Raw genomic sequence first — 17,369 nt, 5'->3', positions numbered from 1 at the left:
GCTTTCGAAAGGCCGTGTGCAGCCCGTGTGATGCTCCTGCACATATTCTTCGGGCCTCGCGTATGTCGGGCCTAGCTGCACTTCCTCCGGCTCTCCCTTCCCCAGCCCGGGTGAAACCCTCGGATCGATCTGGACCGGTGGGCCGAGCCCGGTCCATGGGGGCGGCATAGTGGCGGGGGTCTCCGTACCGGACTCGCAGGAGGAAACGCATGCTCGGCACCGACTTTCACACTGGGGCACCCATCTGGATCGACCTCGGTAGCCCGGACACGGACCCAGCCGCCGCCTTCTACGGCGCCGTCTTCGGGTGGCAGTACGTGTCCGCCGGGCCCGACGCGGGCGGGTACGGGTTCTTCCAGAAGGAGGGGAAGACCGTCGCCGCCCTCGGGCCGCTGACGCAGGACGGGGCCAAGTCGGCCTGGACGACGTACTTCCGCAGCGACGACATCCAGGCCACCGCCCGTGCCGTGGCCGCCGGCGGAGGCACTGTGCGCGTCGAACCCATGGACATGGGCGAGAGCCGGCTGGCCCAGTTCACCGACCCCCAGGGCGCGCAGTTCGCCGTACTGCAGTCCAACAAGGGGTTGGAGAAGACCTCCGAGGACAACACGCTGGTGTGGGTCGAGCTGCACGTCGGCGAGCCGGACGCGGCGATCCGCTTCTACGACGGGCTGTTCGGCTGGCGCTCCGAAGAGATGACGGCGCCCGGTATGACGTACCGGGTCCTCAGCATCAAGGAGGGCGACCAGCATGAGGGGTCCTTCGGCGGCGTAGCCCCGCTCCAGGGTGGGCAGGAGGCGGCGCGTTGGGTTCCGTACTTCGCGGTGGCCGATGCGGATGCTGTCGTCGCGGCGGTGCGGGGGAGTGGGGGGTCGGTGCTCATGCCAGCCGCGGACGTGCCGGATGTCGGGCGCATCGCCTGGCTGGAAGACCCAAGCCACGCCGTCTTCGCCGTGCTGAAGCCGAACCCACGTCAGGGCTGACGGACGCCCTGATCCTTCCCTGCCCTCCGCGTTCGCCTTTCCCCTTTCTTCTCCTACTCACCGTGCCCCTTCCTCTCGTCCTCGTCGTCGTGGTCCTCAGGCGGTTGGGACGACAAGGAGCGGTAGGGCGTCGCCGACGGCACGTCGTAGACGGGTGCGTACTGGTGGGCGCGGAGCCGGCGGGCGCGGTGCTTCCCGCTACGGGAGTGGACGGAGCGTGATTACAGCGGCCGTCGTCCGTGCTGAGTGTTGAGACGTTCGGTACAGCCGGCGACGGCCGACTCTCCTTCAGCGAGCGCGGCGGCACCATCGGTTGCACCGCCTGCCGCTGGGCTGGCGCGAGGCCGCGCCCTGCAATCCCGACCGCGCTGGCGGCAACGCCGCTCGTGGCCCGGCCCTGAGGCGTTCGGCGCTGTCCTCATGGCTGTGCGCCGGGGCGGACGCCGCGCCGAGGCCGCTCAGTGCCTGGCCACAGAGTCGAGGTACTCCTGACCTGCTACCCCACGTGTCATGACGACCGGCAGCCCCTTTGCCACCAGCGCGTCGAATGCCTGTTGCGCTGGTAAGACCAGGCGTCCGAAACTGGATCAGTAGCGTCCGGGCGGAAACGGTGACGACCCGCAACACCCACCCCTACATCGGGAATGCTCTGCGGCCGTCCTATTCGCAGACACCGCTGGTGATGTCCCCAGAGCACAGCTCCACCGGCCTCGTCGCGGTTCGCGTCGCGGGGCCTCACCGTTCCCTGTAGCTCCTGGCCGCCGTCCTCGGCCCCTCGGGCTGCGGCAAGACCACCCTGTCGCGCAGCATCGCCGACTCACTGCGCGCCGACGCGGGCAGCGTATGGCAGGAGCGCCATCTCCCTGGCGTTCTTGATTGCTGTGGCGATCTGCCGCTGCTGCTGGGCGGTGACCTGGGTGACGCGGCGGCTGCGGATCTTGCCGCGGTCGGAGATGAACTTCCGTAGCAGATCGGTGTCCTTGTAGTCGATGTACGTGATGCTGGCCGCGTCCAGGGGGTTGGGGCGGGACTTGAGCGGCTTGCGTGGGTCGTGACGGCGTGCCATGAGTGCTCCTGCTTCGGTGCTGACTTCGGTCGGGTGTCTGGTGCCGGGGTTACGGGACGGGGTCGAGGAGGGAGTCGAACGCGGCTGGCAGGTGCTTCCACGCCTCGGGACCGGCGGCGTACTCGTCGTCGGTGAGCAGGCACGACTCGAGAAGCTGTGCCAGGCCGTCGCGGTCGAGGCCGGGGGAGGTGAAGACGAGGTGCTGGCAGCAGTCGCCGTGCTCGGGGTGCCAGTCCAGTGCGGCAGCGGCTCGGCGCATCGGGGGCACCATGTCCCAGGCGGCGTCCGGTAGGGAAGCCAGCCACGGGCCGGCGTTCTCCACGCACAGCGCGCCGCCGGCGGCGTCCCAGGCGAGCAGGGTGTCGGGGCGGTCGGCGAGCCAGAACCGGCCGCGGCTGCGGGCGGCGCTGCAGCAGAGGTCTTCCAGTGCCTGGTAGAGGCGTTCGGGGTGGAAGGGGCGGCGGCGGTGCCAGACGAGTGTGGCGACTCCCGCTTCGTCCGCATCCTGGGGGAGCAGGGCGCAGGCCGGGTGCTGGGCGGCGGCTGCTGATTCCACGTCGAAGCCGGCGAAGGCCAGCTGGGCGAGTTCTCCGGATCCGGCCGGTACCTGGCGGGCGGTCGGGTGGAGTTGGGTGAGGAGTGCGCGGTCCTCGTCGTCGGCGTCTTCGCTGTCGACGAGAGCGAGCACGGGTGCGTACTCCAGCTGACGGGCCCAGGTGTCGCCGACCGTGCGCTGGTCGGTGGCGGCAGCGGCGAGACCGGCCTCGGCCAGGTCGTCGCCGTTGGCGAGGTAGGGCAGCACCAGCGCGGGGTCGACGGCGGTCATGACATTGGTGAGATGGAGGGCGTCGCCGCCGTGTGCGACGACGACCTCTGCCATCGCCTTGGGTTCGACGGAGTCCCAGAGTTCGACGATCGCGAGCCGGGTCGTGCCGCCGGCGGCCAGGCGCTCCAGCTCGGGGACGAGGTCTTCGCGCAGTGCGCAGCAGGCGCAGTCGTTGACGAGGGGGGCATCTCCGTAGGACAGCTGGCCCGAGGCGTCGCGCACCAGGCGCCGCAGGGTGCCTTCGGCCGCTGAGGCCAGGTCATGGTGGAGGGCGACACTGCCGGGGACGGTTCGCAGGAGACGGTCCACAACCTCCTTGCGGGCGTCGGAGTGGAGCCCGCCGACGATCACGACGGGCAGTCGGGGCTGGTTCTGCATCAGTTCGCCTCGCGCCGGCCGTAGCGGCGTTCGAATCGCTCGACGCGGCCGGCGGTGTCCAGGACGCGGGCTGTGCCTGTGTAGAAGGGGTGGCTCACGTTCGAGATCTCGACGTCGATGACGGGATAGGTGTTGCCGTCCTCCCACTCGATCGTCTTGTCGCTGGTCATGGTGGAGCGGGTGAGGAAGGCGGAGCCGGCGGGCTTGTCGCGGAAGACGACAGGGCCGTACGAGGGGTGGATTCCGGTCTTCATGACGGTGTCCTTCGGGTCAGGGTCAGGGGCAGGGCGGTGGGTCAGCGTTCTTCGCGGAAGTCGACGTGCTTGCGGGCGATCGGGTCGAACTTGCGAAGGACCATGCGGTCGGGATCGTTCCGCCGGTTCTTGCGGGTGACGTAGGTGTAGCCGGTCCCCGCGGTGGAGCGGAGCTTGATGATCGGGCGTACTTCGGTGCGAGCCATGAGCGCTAGTATATGACAATGGTTTCCATTTCCAAAAAGTATCCGTCTGAAGAGAGGCAGGTAACACCTTGTCCGCCCACTGCCAACTGACCGGCGCCCAGCCGGGCTTCGGCAACAACATCTCCCACTCGCACCGGCGTACGTCCCGGCGCTTCGACCCCAACATCCAGCGCAAGCGGTACTGGCTCCCGAGCGAGGGCAGGCATGTACGTCTGACGCTCAGCGGCAAGGCGATCAAGACGATCGACAGCATCGGTATCGAGGCGGCGGTAGCCCGCATCCGCGCCCGGGGAGTGAAGGTCTGATGGCCAAGCAGAGCAAGATCGCGAAGAACGAGAAGCGCAAGGCGATCGTCGAGCGATACGCGGCCCGGCGGGCCGAACTGAAGGAGATCATCCGCCGCCCGGGCACCCCGGAGGCGGAGCGGGCAGCTGCTCTGGCGGAGCTTCGGCGGCAGCCACGCGACGCCAGCGCGACCCGGGTACGCAATCGGGACAGCGTGGACGGCCGGCCCCGGGGACACATGCGGCAGTTCGGGTTGTCACGCGTCCGTATGCGCGAGCAGGCCCACGCCGGATTCCTCCCCGGAGTCACCAAGTCGTCCTGGTGATCTCCCGCCCTCGCGGCGGATGAACCGCCGGCCGTGGCTCAGCCGAGTCACGGCCGGCAGTGTGCCGGAAGCCACCACGGCCGCCGCGGGGCGCGCTCGTACGGGGGCAGGTGGACCGAACCCGGCGGTCTTCCAGAGGGGCCGCCTTCAGTTGCTCGTCGGTCGTGCGGGGCGGATGAGGGGGTGTGGTTGACCAGCCGGGCCGAGTTCCCGACGACCGCGATGCTGCTGGTGTTGTGGAGCAGGGCGGCGAGGACGGGGTTCATGGCCCCGGCGCCGGCGACCAGTCCGACGAGGTTGACGCCGATGGCGAGGCCGTAGTTCTGCCGTACGACGCGCAGGGTGTGGCGGCTGAGTTCGACGGCGGCGGCTGCCTGGCACAGATCGTTGCCCGCCAGCGCGATATCAGCGGTCTCCAGGGCGAGGAGTGTTCGCCCATGCTGATGCCCATGTTGGCGAGGGCGAGGGCCGGGGGCGTCGTTGGTGCCGTCGCCGACCATGGCGACGGGTGTGCTTCGTCCTGCAGGTCGCGGATCAGCTGGAGTTTGCCGAAGCATGGTCATCGCGCGTCGCGGGTTAACACGTGTCTTCCACCGGAGTGGGCTTTCAGCTGACGGATGGCGCCCTGTCGATGTACGGGACGGGCGGCTCCTGGATTCTCCCGACGGTTGCGACGTCCAGGGCCAGTGCCGCGGACGTGCTGCCCAGAGCGCCGCCCGGGTGCCACGTGCCGGTCACTTTTACCCACGTGTCGGCGGGTGGCGCTGCCACGCCGTGCATGGCGACGGTCAGCGACTGTGAGTCGGCCGCACAGCAGGCGACCAGAAGCCGGGTCAGATCCCAGGTGCCGTCCTTGCCGGGCGTGACAAACCCCTGCATGAGTACGGTGCGGTCCTTGAGGCTCTGCCTGTCGTCCTGCTGAGCCCGCGCGATGAACTCGGTCAGGGAGAGCGGGGCGGGGCCATGAGCGGGGAGCGCCTCGAAGCGCTCGTAGTCCTCGATGATCTCCGGATTGTCGCGAGTCGCCGTGTAGGAGCCCAGCGCCGGCGGGGCGAAGAAGAGCAGCGCGAGCGCGGGCGGCAGCAGCAGCCAGGCGATGCGCGGGCCATGGGAGTGGTCGTGCCCATGCTGTGATGGCGCGGCGACTGACGGTGTGGCGGCTGACTGCAGGGCGGCGTCGCTGTGGAGCCCGTTGCGCCCCGGCGGCGTCCGGGGCGGAGCAGCCCGTCTGGCCGGGGGCAAACGTGCTTACCGGGTTGGGCAGTGCCGTGGCTGCGACCACTGCCCAACCCGGAGTCCTCATATCTGCGGGACGAGCTCGGGGTGCTCGTGCTCGCAGGCGTCGTCGATGCCGTAGGTGTCCCACGCGGGGAACGGATCGACAGACGGGAGGTGTTCGCCCTCTTTCAAGAGGCAGTCGGTCATTGCGGCCTGAAGCGCTTCGGTGCGCAGGCGGGTGCCGATGAAGACCAGTTCCTGGCCCTGTGCGCTGTCCGCGTCCCGGACGCCGGAGGGTTCGAAGCGGGCGACGGAGCCGGCCTGTGACCACAGGCCGGTCACGTTGGGCCGGTTGGCCAGCCAGAAGAAGCCCTTGGAGCGCAGGATCTGTCCGAAGGCTCCACTGTCGAGTCCCTCGGTGACGAACGTCCACAGTCGGCCCGGGTGGAACGGCACGTCGGAGCGGAAGACCGTGCTGGAGATGCCGTACTCCTCGGTCTCCGGAACGTGATCACCGTTGAGTTCCATGACCCAGCCCGGGGCCTGCTGCGCACGCTCCAGGTCGAACAGCCCGGTACCGAGCACATCGCCGAGGTCCACTTGCCCGCGGGTGGCCGCCACGATCCGGGCCACCGGATTGAGACGAGCCAGGGCGGCCTCCAGTCGGTCGGCGCTCTGCACATCGACGAGGTCGAGCTTGTTGAGCACGATGACGTCGGCGAATTCGATCTGGTCCATCAGCAGGTCGCTGACGGTGCGTTCGTCGTCCTCGTACTGGTCGAGTCCGCGCTCGGCGAGCCCGTCCCCGCCTTCCAGTTCCGGCAGGAAATTGGCGGCGTCGACGACAGTGACCATGGTGTCGAGTCGGGCCAGATCGCCGAGCGTGGCGCCGTCGTCGCGAGGGAAGGCGAAGGTCGCTGCGACGGGCATCGGTTCGGAGATGCCGCTCGACTCGATGAGGAGATAGTCGAAGCGGCCCTCGCGGGCGAGACGGTCGACCTCCTCGAGCAAATCGTCGCGCAGGGTGCAGCAGATGCACCCATTGGTCATCTCGACCAGGCGTTCCTCGGTCCGCGACAGGGCGGCCTCGCCGCCGCGCACCAGTGCGGCGTCGATGTTGATCTCGCTCATGTCATTGACGATGACCGCGACGCGCAGGCCCTCGCGGTTGCTCAGAACATGATTGAGCAGAGTGGTCTTGCCCGCTCCGAGGAAGCCGGACAGGACGGTGACAGGCAGTCGTTCGGCCATGCCCGTCAGCCTTCGGGGCGCAGCAGACCGCGCTCGTATGCCTTGGCCAGCCGCTGCGGCACCAGCTGGGCGACGCCATCGACCGTGATCGGCACGAGCTGCGGCGTGATCGCCTTCCACTGAGCGCGGCGGTGACGGGTGTTGCTGCGGGACATCTTCCGCTTGGGTACAGCCATGGTTCGGGTCCTCTCCGGTTGGCGCGACGCAGACGCTACATGAAAATGGATTCCATTTCTAATTAGAGGCCCTGCGTCAATGAGGCATCGGGATCTCGAAGTGCACCGTGCCGCCCCCGGACCGTGCTCACCGGTCGTCCGGGCGTCGAAGATCTCCTTGGCCATGCTCCGCCAGAAGGCTTCGGCGCCCTCCACATGGGCATTGCCGTGCAGATGGATGCTGTCGTAGCCCGGGGTCGTGGCGGCGAAGTCGCGTGCCCTGCGCACCAGGGTTCGCGCCAGGCCGTGTCGCCGGTGCTCGGCTTTGACGTAGACCCGGACGAGCTGTGCGGTCGTGCCCGGCAGGTAGCGTTCGGCGAGCCAGCGTGGGTGCGGCGGATGGGCCGGACCCGCCGATCGCCCGCCGGTCGTGGCCGCCACCTCATCGCCGTGCACGGCCACGAGTAGCAGAAGCCGGGGGTCGTCCAGGTAGGTGGCCACGATGTCGACGACGTCGCGGTGTCATTCGGGTACGTAGCCGTAGCCGAATTCCCGGTGGCGGCACCAGCGGAGGCAGTACCGGTGGCAGCTCGTCGACCGGTGGAGGCACCACCGGCGGCGGATCTTCCGGCAGTTTGGGCGGCGGCGGCAGCAGTCAGGGGGCGCCCGGTTCGGGCAGTCCTGCTCTCCCGTGGGCGCCACCGCGACGACCGTCGACGGGCGGCCCGTGAAGTGCTGTATGGGCAAGGACGGCCTGGCCCGCTGGGGTTACTACTCGGGATGACGGGACGCGCTCCGGCCGCCCCTTGTATGGCCGGCCCTGCACCGACCGGCCCGATATTCGGCTGCGGCGGTCCGTGGGGCCTCCCATACTGAGCGGGCTCGAACTCCCACGTCCCGAAGGAACACCTCCGCGTGCAGGCTGCCGTCACCGTCACTCCCGCCCAGATTCCCGACCTGCTGCTCGGGCTCGCCACCGTGCGGCCCGTATTCCTGTGGGGAGCGCCCGGCATCGGCAAGTCGTCGCTCGTACGCGGCTTCGCCGAGTCGCTGGGACTGGAGTGCGTCAGTCTCCTCGGGACGCAGCTCGCACCGGAGGACCTGATCGGCGTGCCGCAGATCCGTGACGGGCGGTCCGTGTTCTGCCCTCCGGAGAGCATCGCCCGCGACGAACCGTACTGCCTCTTCCTCGACGAGCTGAACGCCGCCACCCCCGACGTCCAGAAGGCCTTCTACTCGCTGATCCTGGACCGGCGGATCGGATCGTACGAGCTCCCGGCCGGCTCGATCGTCATCGGGGCCGGCAACCGCGCCACGGACAACGCGCTGGCGAGGCCCATCGCGTCCGCTCTGGTCAACCGGCTCACCCATGTCCATCTGCGGGCATCGGCAGCGGACTGGCTGGTGTGGGCGGGGGAGAACGGCATCCACCCCTGGGTGACGGACTACCTCATCGACCGCCCCGACCACCTGTGGTCGCAGCCGCCCAAGACTGAGGAGCCGTTCTCCACGCCCCGCTCCTGGCACATGCTCTCCGACGCCCTGCACTCTTTCGGACCGGACATCGACGAGGAGACGCTGAAGGTGATCGTGCACGGCACGCTGACGCCCGCACATGCCGTCTCCTTCTGCGGCTACGCGAAGATCGTGCGCCATACCTTTGGCATCGAAGCGATCCTCAAGGGCGACGCCTCCTGGCCCGCCCGGCTCGAGGACCGTGACCTCCTTTACTACCTGGCCGAGGCGTTCCGCGGACGGCTGGTGAAGGAGCTGCCACGGCAGAAGGAGCACGTCTCGGCGTCGATGCGGCAGACCTCCTACCGGGCCAAGTCGCTGCTTGTGCAGCTTGCCGAGATCTCGGTCGAGGTCGCGCAGACTGTCATCGCGGACGACGCCGATGGCCAGCCGGTGCTGCCCGCCTGGTTCCTCGTCGAGGCGGCACGTGACATGCCCAGGCTGGTCGAGGCCCGGCGATGAAGGCCACGGCAGGCGGGCCAAACGGCAAGGGCGGGAAGAACGGTAAGGGCGGCACGTCCGACCCGGCCGCCGAGGCGTTCGCGGCGGGGCTCGCGATGGTCAAGCGGAACCCGGCCTTCGCCGCTGTCACGGCTTCCGTCTGCAGACAGGCCAAGTGTGCCTTGACCCCGGCCGGGGGCCTGGCCGCTGTCACCTCCAACGGCACCGTCCACCTTCACCCCACCAAGCGGGCGGATCCGGCCGAATGGGCCTGGGTCCTTGCCCACTGCCTGCTGCATCTGGGCTTCGGGCATGTGCCGGCCGCCACGGACGACCCGCGCGAGCAGCCCGACCGGTTCGACCTCGCGGCCCGCTGCACGGTCGTCAACCGCTTTCTGCTCACCTTCCCGATAGGCCGTCCCCCTGGACACCTGCCGGAGTCCTATCCCGGCGGCGACGAGGCACAACTCGCCGCCCGCTGGCGCCGCGACGGCATCCCCGCCGCCTATGAGCTCTGCGGCACCGCGGGCGGGCACCCGGACCAGGTCCTCACGACGTGGCAGGCATGGAACACCTCTGTCCCGGACTGGGAGACCGCCTTCGCACACGCCCTCACTCGGAGCGTCTCCACCGCCATGGACGTGGCGGGCGGACGCCTCGACCGGGTTACCGGAGAGCGCACGCCGCAGAGCCCCTGGGGCCGGGCCATGAACTGGTTCGTCTCCTCGTACCCGCTGCTCGGCGGACTCGCTGCGGGCCTCACGGTAGTGGCCGACGCCGAACTGGCCCGTGCGCAGGGCATCGCGATCGCCGCGGTCAGCTCTGCCGCAGGTGAGATCTACATCAACCCACTGCGCACGTTCACCGACGAGGAATGGCGCTTCATCCTCGCCCACGAGATGCTGCACGCCGCGCTGCGCCACGGCGAACGCCGCGGTGGCCGCGACCCGTTCCTCTTCAACGTCGCGGCCGACTACGTCGTCAACGACTGGCTCGTCCAGATGCGCGTCGGCGACATGCCCGAGGGGCTGCTGTACGACCCGGGCCTGCGGGACCTGTCCGCCGAGGAGGTGTACGACCGTATCGCGGTCGACCTGCGCCGACAGCGACGGCTCGCGACCCTGCGCGGCAAGGGTGCCGGTGACATCCTCGGCGAGGCGCTGCCGCACGCGGAGGCGCGCCCGTACACCGACCTGGACGACTTCTACCGGCGAGGCCTGGTGCAGGGTTTCGATCTGCATCAGTACGGTGAGCGCGGCCTGCTGCCGGCCGGGCTGATCCAGGAGATCCGGGCACTGGCCCACCCGCCCGTGCCGTGGGATGCGAGGCTCGCCCGCTGGTTCGACGAGTACGTCCCCCGACCGGAATCCGTACGGTCCTACGCTCGCCCGGCGCGGCGGCAGGCGTCGACACCGGACATCCCGCGCGCGGGCCGGTACTTCCCTCCTCAGGAGACGGCACGCTGCACCTTCGGAGTCGTTCTCGACACCTCCGGATCGATGAACAGCGCCGTGCTCGGCAAGGCACTCGGCGCCATTGCCTCGTACGCGGAGGCACGCGACGTACCCGCGGCGCGCGTGGTGTTCTGCGACGCGGCACCGTACGACGCCGGCTATCTGCCACCGGCCGAGATCGCGGGCCGGGTTCGGGTGCGCGGCCGTGGCGGGACCGAACTGCAGCCGGGCATCGACCTGTTGCACAGGGCCGACGACTTCCCGCCGGCGGCCCCGGTGCTCGTCATCACTGACGGCTGGTGCGACACGCTGCGGATCCGGCGCGAGCACGCCTTCTTGATCCCGCAGGGTGCCTCTCTGCCGTTCACACCGCGCGGCCCGGTGTTCCGGTTGAGCTGAGGGTCCGGCGTCACGGGGTCTCGCGTGGAGGTCCGAAATTCACCGACGCCCTCCCGCCACGTTTCGCTGAGGCGACGCTGTCGGCCCGGGGTGGCCGATACGAAATCCGCTGCTGCGGTCCTGTCCGAGCCCGTGCGCTCTATTTCGCTCGGCTGTCGACGTCACGACCCGTTGCTCGACAGCACACTGGTCCATCATCCGTTCGAGCGTTGCCGCTTGTGACCCGCGACGCTCGTCTGACGCTCTCGGGCCGTCCGGCGTTGCCGTAGCTTGGTCAAGGGGTATCTGACCTGCTGTTCTGTTCAACGTGACTTCGGCGACGTCTTCTCGATGACCCACTTGGTTCGACGCGAACGAGCGCAAGATCGCGGGCGACCGGTACACGTACGGCTTCGGCCAGACCAAGGAGCACTACGAGCAGCTCCTCGCCTTCAACAACGGCGAGCGCTCCGATCCCCCCGAGGGCTACACCGCACCCTTCTACAAGGCCAACCGCAAGGCCGAGATGCGCGCAGCCCACGCCTACTTCACCCAGCGGATGAGGACGCCTGAGAGTGGCGCCCCGGAGCCGGACCCGAACCGGCACGGGGCGCTCAGTCAGGCTTGGGCCGCGTACGAGAGGAAGCTCGTCCACGAGGTGGGTGAGAGGGCGAGGTGAGGACCCTGCTCGACCTTCGAATCCCGGACGTGAACTGTCACGGGGGCTATAGCCACCTCAACGCAACTGTCGCCCGATCCGCTGCTGTAGCTGCTCTTGAACCAAGTCAGCTCTGTGGTGTTCATACTGCTCCTCGCATCTGCCGCAACAGGCTCAGGGAGTCCTCCAGTGAGAGAGCCTGTGACCGCATCCTGGCATACCGCATGTGGAGCGTACTGACCACTTTGGGCGCCAACCCACCCATGGTCACGCGTCGTTAGAGGTTGTTTCCACTCTCCGTACTCGTACGCTGACTCAGCGTACGGCCCGGCGATCTGGCGGACCGGCATATGCCCAGGCCGCGTCGCCCCGCACGCGAACAGCCACTCCCTGGCTCGTCAATCGGTCGATACCCGCTCGTGGGCATTTTCTCAGCCATCGCCGCCATGCAGTGCGAGGCCCACGAGGGCAAATGTGGTCCATACGCGGTGAAGTTCCCCGGGGGAACTTCAGGGGAACTTCACTGGGCCGGTGGACACCGGACGGCGTCCATCGGCCCAGGGCGGGAAGTGGTGGGTGCCGGGGGTCAGTTACCGCGGCGCGGTTTCACCGGCTTGACCCAGACCTCCTTGTCGTTGACGCGGACGATGACGTTGTCCCGGTTGTGCGCCCGGTCGGCCACGACCTTGAAATCCGTGACGCGCCCGCCGCGCCAGGTGCAGCTGACCTCGTAGCCGCCGCGGGCGCGCAGACCCGTGAACGAGCCGTCGGCCCAGTCCTTCGGCAGCGCCGGCAGGAGGTGGATGACCTTCTCGTGGCTCTGCAGGAGCATCTCGGCGATCGCGCCGGTGATGCCGAAGTTGCCGTCCATCTGGAACGGCGGGATTTTGCAGAAGAGGTTCGTCCCCGTGTTGTACCGCAGCAGACCCCGGACCATGTACCGCGCCCGCTCGCCGTCACCGAGACGCGCGAACAGCGCGGCCCGCCAGGGCCAGGTCCACGACCCCCGGCTGTCACCGGAGACGACGGTCTCGTCGAACGGGACGCCTTCCTTCTCGCCGCACCGCCCCTTGAGCGAGACGAGAGCGGCTGCCGCGAGTTCGGGCGTCTTCGGGGTGATCTGGCGGCCCGGGTACACCGCGAACAGGTGCGAGGTGTGGCGGTGGATGTCGTTCGGGTCGTCGCGGTCGGCCTGCCACTCCTGGAGCTGGCCCCACCGGCCGATCTTGTTGGGCGCGAGCCGCCTCTGCATGTCGGCGACGGTGGCCCGGTACTCGGGGTCGACCTCCAGCACCGCCGCGCAGTCGAGGTAGTTTCGGAAGAGGTCCCAGATGATCTGCTGGTCGTACATCACGCCGTCTTCGCGCGGGCCGTGCTCGGGCGACCACCCGTTGGGGGACACGAGCTGGCCGGCCGCGTTCTCGACGAGCCGGTCCTCCCAGAACTGGCAGATCTCCTTGATCATCGGGTAGGCGACGTCGCGCAGGTACGTGAGGTCCTGGGTGAAGGCCCAGTGCTCGTACAGGTGCTGCGCGTACCAGGCGCTGGCGACGGTGTTCCACTCCCACGCGTTGCCCCCGAAGATGCTCTGGCTCGTGCGTGCCGTCCAACCTCGGGTTTCGGCGCCGAAGGCTTTGCGGGTCGCGACGCGGCTGGGCACCGCTACCTGGCGCACGAACTCGACAAGTGCCTCATGGCTCTCGCTGAGGTTGGCCGTCTCCGCGCCCCAGTAGTTCATCTGGACGTTGATGTTCGTGTGGTAGTCCGACGCCCACGGGGGCTGGTTGCTGTCGTTCCAGAGCCCTTGGAGGTTGGCGGGCAGGCCGCCCGGCCTGGAGGAGCTGTGGAGCAGGTAGCGGCCGAGCACGAACATGCTCTGCTCGAGCCCGGGGTCGGACTTGCCGTCGCCGTAACGGGCGAGCCGTGCGTCTGTCGGGAGCGCGGTGACCTCGTCGTCGGTGCTTCCCCAGTTCACGGATACGCGCTCGGCCACGGCGCCGGCCTCGGCGACCTGCGCCTCGCGCAGCGCCTCGTAGGACTGTCGGGCTGCGGTGCCGAGGGCAGCCGTGATGGCGGGCTGGGGGTCCGGCCCGCGCCAGTTCGCGGCGGCGTCGAGTTTGTAGTCGGTGCGCGCGTCGAGGAGCAGGGTCATGCGCTTCGCCGATCGAACCCGGAGTTGGGAACCCACGGCGGTCACGGAACCGTCGGTGTCGGTCACCCGGAGGACGGCGGCATGCTTCAGGCCGTTTCCCATGGTGCCACCGAATCGGACGGTCCCCGCTGCGGCGTCCACCGACGCGGGCGCACCCTGCGCGGAGGTGAGGGCGATATCGCAGTCGAGCGCGCCGGCGCGCTCGGCCTCGTAGCGCAGCACGAGCAGGTCGGCGGACCGGCTGGCGAACGCTTCCCGCAGGACCCGCTGCCCGGGGGAGCCGAACCACGTGGCGTGGATTCCGGACTCGGGGTCGAGCGCCCGGCGGTACTCGATCACCGGGCCCAGCTTCGCCGTGTCGAGTCCGGTGCCGATGAGACGGATCTCGGCGACGCGCACGACCGAGGATCCGGACCTCGGCCGCAGCGTCAGACGGTAGCGGGTGAACGCCCCGGGCTTGCCGACGGTGAACTGCCGGCGCTCACCGCGGTCGAGTGCGGGCTGGATGTCGCGCTCGTCGAGCAGCGTCCACTCCAGGCCGCCCGCGGAGCCCTCGAGGGTCAGCGAACCGGGGTCCTCCTCGGGAGTGTCCGGCGCAGCCGTCACGCTGTAGCCGGTGACCGTCGCAACCGACTGCAGGTCGCCTTGCCACACCGCTCCGGCGGTCGCGTCGGCCGCTCGCCACACGGTGGAGCCGTTTCCGTCCATGCTCCGGGAGATGTCGTGCCCGCGTCCGGCGCCGTGGGCGTGGCCGGAGGGCGAGGAGACGTACAGGAGGCCCCGTCCGCCGAGGTCGACCCCGGCGAGTGCGATCTCGGCCACCTGGAAGTGGCTCACCCCTGGGCGGGGCGTGAAGACGAAGCGGTAGGAGCTGTAGGCAGCACTGTTGGAGCAGGTGAACTCCTTGGTCTGGTTCCGGCTCTCGAAGGGGCCGGGCAGCGACCGGGTGTCCAGCGTGGTCCACGCGGACCCGTCCGTCGAGCCCTGGAAGGTCCAGGTCTGGGGGTCCCGGTCGGGGACATCTTCGGCGCTCGTGAGCCGGTAGGTCGACACCGCCGCGGGCGCGGTGAGGGCCGCCTGCCAGATGACCTCCTTCGGGGGGCCTTCGATGCACCATTTCGTCTGCAGGGCGCCGTCGATGGTCTTGTCCGAGCCCTGGTTCGCGGCGGTCCTGTAGGGGCCACCGGGGGAGGTGACCTCGGGCCGGGCGCCGAAGGAGAGCACGACGTCACCGAAGGCCCGGTAGGAACCGAAGCCGGTCATGCCCGTGTCGAAGCCGCCGTCCCAATTGTTGACTCCGCCCCACAGGCTCTGCTCGTTGAACTGGATCCGTTCGCGGTCGGGCTGGCCGAAGAGCATGGCGCCGAGCCGGCCATTGCCGATCGGCAGCGCCTGGGACTGCCAGTCTGTGGCGGGGAGCCGGTACCAGAGGGAGTGGCGGGCGAGCTTGGGGGGCCGCACCGACGTCGTCGCGGCCGGTCCGGAGGCGGCCGGTGCCGCGGACGCCGAAGTGAGGTTGGTGACCAGAGGGGTCAGGGCCAGTGCGCCACCGCACGCCGCGGCGCGCAGAACGCCACGGCGCGACATACCGCCTTTGTCCTCGGCGGGAGGTTGGACAGGAAAACGAGGGGGCATGGCAGGGCGGCTCCTTCTTCGAGGGCGGGGGCTTGGGCGTCCAGCCGCTGCACGGCGGGGACTGTGCAGCAGTGCAGCGGCACGGGCGGGCCCTGTCAATGATTTTGACCAACTTTCCTATACGATTTCTGCTCGCCCTCATAGAGTGACGCACTTGATCCTCCAGGGATCGCAGTTGACCCCGGAGGTCGACCCAATCCCGTCACCGCTTCAATGCGCGGCCCGTCACTGTTCGTCATACCGCCTGAATGAGGGTGATTCCGCCCTACTCCCCTCGCCGCGCCGGCGGGCCGCACGGGGGTGAACTGCCCTGCGGGGCTTGACGGGGCGTCACTCATGTCACACTATCGCCCCATCAATTTCCTATTTGATTTTGGGAGGTGGGGGCATGCATCTCCGGACCCGAGCTGTTCTGCCAGGAGTTCTCGCCGCCGCGGTCCTGATGGGCTCCGCGGCGAAAGCGGAGAGTGGGTTCGCCCATGTGCCCGCAGAGGAGATGACGTCCGCCCAGTACCAAGAACTTGCCGTGCGGTACAACGGCGGGCCCTACTGGGAAGGAGACCAGGCCCAGGCGTACGGCCGGGGATTCAACAACGACCTCGATAACGCCAGGGAAGCACTGCGCTGATGCCCGACCGGTTCGAAACCACACGCGCGCCCGGGGACGACAGCGGCTGCCTTCGGCGGGTCATGGCTGTACCGCTGACACTCCTTTACGCGATCGCGGCATTCTGTTGCTGTACGGCGCTGATCACACGCCCTTCGGGGAGCTGGGACCAGGACGCGTACGGTGCGATCACACTGATGTGCTTTCTCGCCATCGTGGTCAGCGGCCTCGGACTGCTCGTCACGGTCGTCCCTCCCACGGTTCGGCGCGCGATGGGCCCCTGGTGGCTGGCGCCGCCGCTGATCCTCTGCGCGATCGCGGTGGCCCGGTGGGTTCTGGGAGGCTGATGGCTGCCCTGCGACGGGGCGGCCTCCGAGGCGCGGTCAGGTGTTGGTGCGTCAAACTCCGTTGTCAGTGCCTCCCCATAGGGTTTGAGCATCACTCGGGGAGCCTCGGAGAAGGAGCAGAAACGTGTCCGCCAACAAGATCCAGCACAAGGTGAATCACGTCGCGCTGGTAGTGGACTGTTCAGGTTCCATGTATCAGCACCAGGGGCAGCTCATCCGTGTCGTCGATGAGTTCGTAGCGGGTCTGAAGGCCGAGTCGGACAGCCTCGGCCATGAGACCCGGATCAGCCTCTACTCCTTCGACCACAAGGTGGAGAACCTGGTCTGGGACATGGACGTGAAGCATCTGCCGTCCATGCGGGGGCTGTACAAGGTCAACAATGGCGCTACGGCCCTCATCGAGGCTTCACTGAAGTCCCTGGACGACCTGGGCCACATCTGGGAGGAATACGGCGAGCACAGCTTCCTCCAGATCGTGGTGACGGACGGCGAGGAGAACGCCTCCGGCGGCGACAGGCGGCACGACGGCGACATGGCCATCCTCGGCCCCTGGCTCGACAAGATCGCGGCGAAGATGGGCGGGCTTCCGGGCCACTGGACGTCCGCGATCCTCGTTCCGAACTCCCTGGCGAAGCGCACTGCCCAGAACTACGGTTTCCCGGCCGGAAACATCGCCATCTGGGATGCGGATTCCCAGGAGGGTGTCGAGGAGGCGATCGGCACTGTGCGCGCTGCCGCCACCAGCTTCCTCCGGGGCCGCGAGCAGGGCGTGCGCGGCACGAAGAACCTGTTCGCCGTCGGCCAGGACATATCGGTTGACGAGGTGCGTGCGAACCTCGAACCGATTCCGGCCGACAAGTACCGGCTCCTGAAAGTCGACAAGGAGGTCGAGATTCGCCCCTTCGTCGATTCGCATCCGGGCGTGACGTACGAACGCGGTTCGTGTTACTACCAGCTGGGCGCGAGGGCTCAGGTTCAGCCGAACAAGGAAGTCATCGTGGTCGAGAAGGACACCGATCGCGCCTATACGGGCGCCGCGGCGCGCAGCCTTCTGTTCGGTACGGGTATTCAGGGGACCGTCTCCGTGAAGGCGGGGAACAATCCCAAATTGGAGGTGTACGTGCAGAGTCGTTCGGTGAACAGAAAGCTCAAGCCGAAGACCCGTCTGCTCATCATGCTCTGAAACCGGGGAGAAGAGTTCAGTCGGGTCCGGGCCGCGTATGAGGGGTCAACAC

Annotated in this window: 18 protein-coding genes and 3 pseudogenes; 9 read left to right on the top strand and 12 right to left on the bottom strand. The window is 68.6% G+C overall.

All coding sequences use genetic code 11. The annotated features are described in order from the left end of the window. Positions 1 to 209: 209 nt before the first annotated feature. Positions 210 to 983, top strand: a complete 774-nt coding sequence (locus tag OH809_RS11355; protein ID WP_406422505.1) for a VOC family protein — start codon at positions 210 to 212, stop codon at positions 981 to 983. A 754-nt stretch (positions 984 to 1,737) separates the two neighbouring features. Continuing rightward, a pseudogene (locus OH809_RS11350) lies at positions 1,738 to 1,827 on the top strand (ATP-binding cassette domain-containing protein); the annotation flags it as partial. Here the strand turns inward: OH809_RS11350 and rpsR are convergent. Genes rpsR through rpmG form a run of 4 tightly spaced genes read right to left on the bottom strand, consistent with a single transcriptional unit; the run spans position 1,801 to position 3,713 of the window. Continuing rightward, positions 1,801 to 2,049, bottom strand: coding sequence for a 30S ribosomal protein S18 (gene rpsR / locus OH809_RS11345; RefSeq protein WP_406422506.1), 249 nt, complete (start codon positions 2,047 to 2,049; stop codon positions 1,801 to 1,803). The pseudogene OH809_RS11350 and the gene rpsR sit on opposite strands and share 27 nt — an antisense overlap. Positions 2,050 to 2,098: 49 nt before the next feature. Beyond that, on the bottom strand, positions 2,099 to 3,253 hold the full coding sequence (locus OH809_RS11340) for a CobW family GTP-binding protein (protein WP_406422507.1): 1,155 nt from the start codon (positions 3,251 to 3,253) through the stop codon (positions 2,099 to 2,101). Next, a complete protein-coding gene (locus OH809_RS11335; protein WP_406422508.1) occupies positions 3,253 to 3,507 on the bottom strand; it encodes a type B 50S ribosomal protein L31 in 255 nt (84 codons plus the stop codon). Before OH809_RS11335 ends, OH809_RS11340 begins: the two co-directional genes overlap by 1 nt. Positions 3,508 to 3,548: 41 nt before the next feature. Beyond that, positions 3,549 to 3,713 (bottom strand): 50S ribosomal protein L33, encoded by a 165-nt coding sequence (gene rpmG / locus OH809_RS11330; protein WP_030927675.1) that lies wholly within the window; start codon positions 3,711 to 3,713, stop codon positions 3,549 to 3,551. A gap of 68 nt (positions 3,714 to 3,781) precedes the next feature. Between rpmG and rpmB the strand changes: the two genes are divergently transcribed. Further along, on the top strand, positions 3,782 to 4,018 hold the full coding sequence (gene rpmB / locus OH809_RS11325) for a 50S ribosomal protein L28 (RefSeq protein WP_406422509.1): 237 nt from the start codon (positions 3,782 to 3,784) through the stop codon (positions 4,016 to 4,018). Next, entirely contained in the window at positions 4,018 to 4,323 is a 306-nt protein-coding gene (gene rpsN / locus OH809_RS11320) for a 30S ribosomal protein S14 (protein ID WP_406422510.1), read from the top strand. Before rpmB ends, rpsN begins: the two co-directional genes overlap by 1 nt. Before the next feature lie 47 nt (positions 4,324 to 4,370). On the opposite strand, the gene OH809_RS11315 is transcribed toward rpsN, so the two are convergent. The 5 genes and pseudogenes from OH809_RS11315 to OH809_RS11295 all read right to left on the bottom strand — a co-directional run. Beyond that, entirely contained in the window at positions 4,371 to 4,823 is a 453-nt protein-coding gene (locus OH809_RS11315) for a hypothetical protein (RefSeq protein ID WP_406422511.1), read from the bottom strand. Positions 4,824 to 4,929: 106 nt separating this feature from the next. Then, the gene (locus OH809_RS11310) at positions 4,930 to 5,565 is read right to left on the bottom strand and encodes a TIGR03943 family putative permease subunit (protein WP_406422512.1); all 636 of its coding nucleotides are present in this window, start codon (positions 5,563 to 5,565) and stop codon (positions 4,930 to 4,932) included. 57 nt (positions 5,566 to 5,622) lie between these two features. Then, the gene (locus OH809_RS11305; RefSeq protein WP_406422513.1) at positions 5,623 to 6,792 is read right to left on the bottom strand and encodes a GTP-binding protein; all 1,170 of its coding nucleotides are present in this window, start codon (positions 6,790 to 6,792) and stop codon (positions 5,623 to 5,625) included. Positions 6,793 to 6,797: 5 nt separating this feature from the next. Then, a complete protein-coding gene (gene rpmF / locus OH809_RS11300) occupies positions 6,798 to 6,968 on the bottom strand; it encodes a 50S ribosomal protein L32 (protein ID WP_406425250.1) in 171 nt (56 codons plus the stop codon). Positions 6,969 to 7,196: 228 nt separating this feature from the next. Continuing rightward, positions 7,197 to 7,388 (bottom strand): annotated as a pseudogene (locus OH809_RS11295) (GNAT family N-acetyltransferase); the annotation flags it as partial. A gap of 474 nt (positions 7,389 to 7,862) precedes the next feature. Here OH809_RS11295 and OH809_RS11290 point away from each other — a divergent pair. Then, a complete protein-coding gene (locus OH809_RS11290; RefSeq protein ID WP_267008868.1) occupies positions 7,863 to 8,924 on the top strand; it encodes an ATP-binding protein in 1,062 nt (353 codons plus the stop codon). Further along, positions 8,921 to 10,756 carry a DUF2201 family putative metallopeptidase gene (locus OH809_RS11285; protein WP_406422514.1) on the top strand — a complete coding sequence of 612 codons (1,836 nt, stop codon included), beginning with the start codon at positions 8,921 to 8,923 and terminating at the stop codon, positions 10,754 to 10,756. Before OH809_RS11290 ends, OH809_RS11285 begins: the two co-directional genes overlap by 4 nt. Positions 10,757 to 11,353: 597 nt before the next feature. On the opposite strand, the gene OH809_RS11280 is transcribed toward OH809_RS11285, so the two are convergent. The 3 genes and pseudogenes from OH809_RS11280 to OH809_RS11270 form a co-directional block, all read right to left on the bottom strand. Continuing rightward, positions 11,354 to 11,539: a DUF397 domain-containing protein gene (locus OH809_RS11280; protein ID WP_406422515.1), complete on the bottom strand. Its 186-nt coding sequence runs from the start codon at positions 11,537 to 11,539 to the stop codon at positions 11,354 to 11,356. Then, positions 11,536 to 11,643 (bottom strand): annotated as a pseudogene (locus OH809_RS11275) (transcriptional regulator); the annotation flags it as partial. The pseudogene OH809_RS11275 and the gene OH809_RS11280, both read right to left, overlap by 4 nt. 336 nt (positions 11,644 to 11,979) lie before the next feature. Further along, positions 11,980 to 15,132: a glycosyl hydrolase family 95 catalytic domain-containing protein gene (locus OH809_RS11270; RefSeq protein ID WP_406422516.1), complete on the bottom strand. Its 3,153-nt coding sequence runs from the start codon at positions 15,130 to 15,132 to the stop codon at positions 11,980 to 11,982. A gap of 436 nt (positions 15,133 to 15,568) precedes the next feature. On the opposite strand from OH809_RS11270, the gene OH809_RS11265 reads away from it, so the two are divergent. The 3 genes from OH809_RS11265 (at position 15,569) to OH809_RS11255 (ending at position 17,317) form a co-directional block, all read left to right on the top strand. After that, positions 15,569 to 15,808: a hypothetical protein gene (locus OH809_RS11265; RefSeq protein WP_406422517.1), complete on the top strand. Its 240-nt coding sequence runs from the start codon at positions 15,569 to 15,571 to the stop codon at positions 15,806 to 15,808. 62 nt (positions 15,809 to 15,870) lie between these two features. Beyond that, the gene (locus tag OH809_RS11260) at positions 15,871 to 16,134 is read left to right on the top strand and encodes a hypothetical protein (protein WP_406422518.1); all 264 of its coding nucleotides are present in this window, start codon (positions 15,871 to 15,873) and stop codon (positions 16,132 to 16,134) included. Between the two features lie 124 nt (positions 16,135 to 16,258). Further along, complete coding sequence (locus OH809_RS11255; protein ID WP_406422519.1) at positions 16,259 to 17,317, top strand: VWA domain-containing protein; 1,059 nt, start codon at positions 16,259 to 16,261, stop codon at positions 17,315 to 17,317. Positions 17,318 to 17,369: the final 52 nt, after the last annotated feature.

The organism is Streptomyces sp. NBC_00873, from assembly GCF_045207415.1.
In the GTDB taxonomy this organism is placed as follows: Bacteria; Actinomycetota; Actinomycetes; order Streptomycetales; family Streptomycetaceae; genus Streptomyces.
The sequence above is the reverse complement of the archived record's forward strand: the minus strand, read 5'-3'. Positions and strand labels throughout refer to the sequence as shown.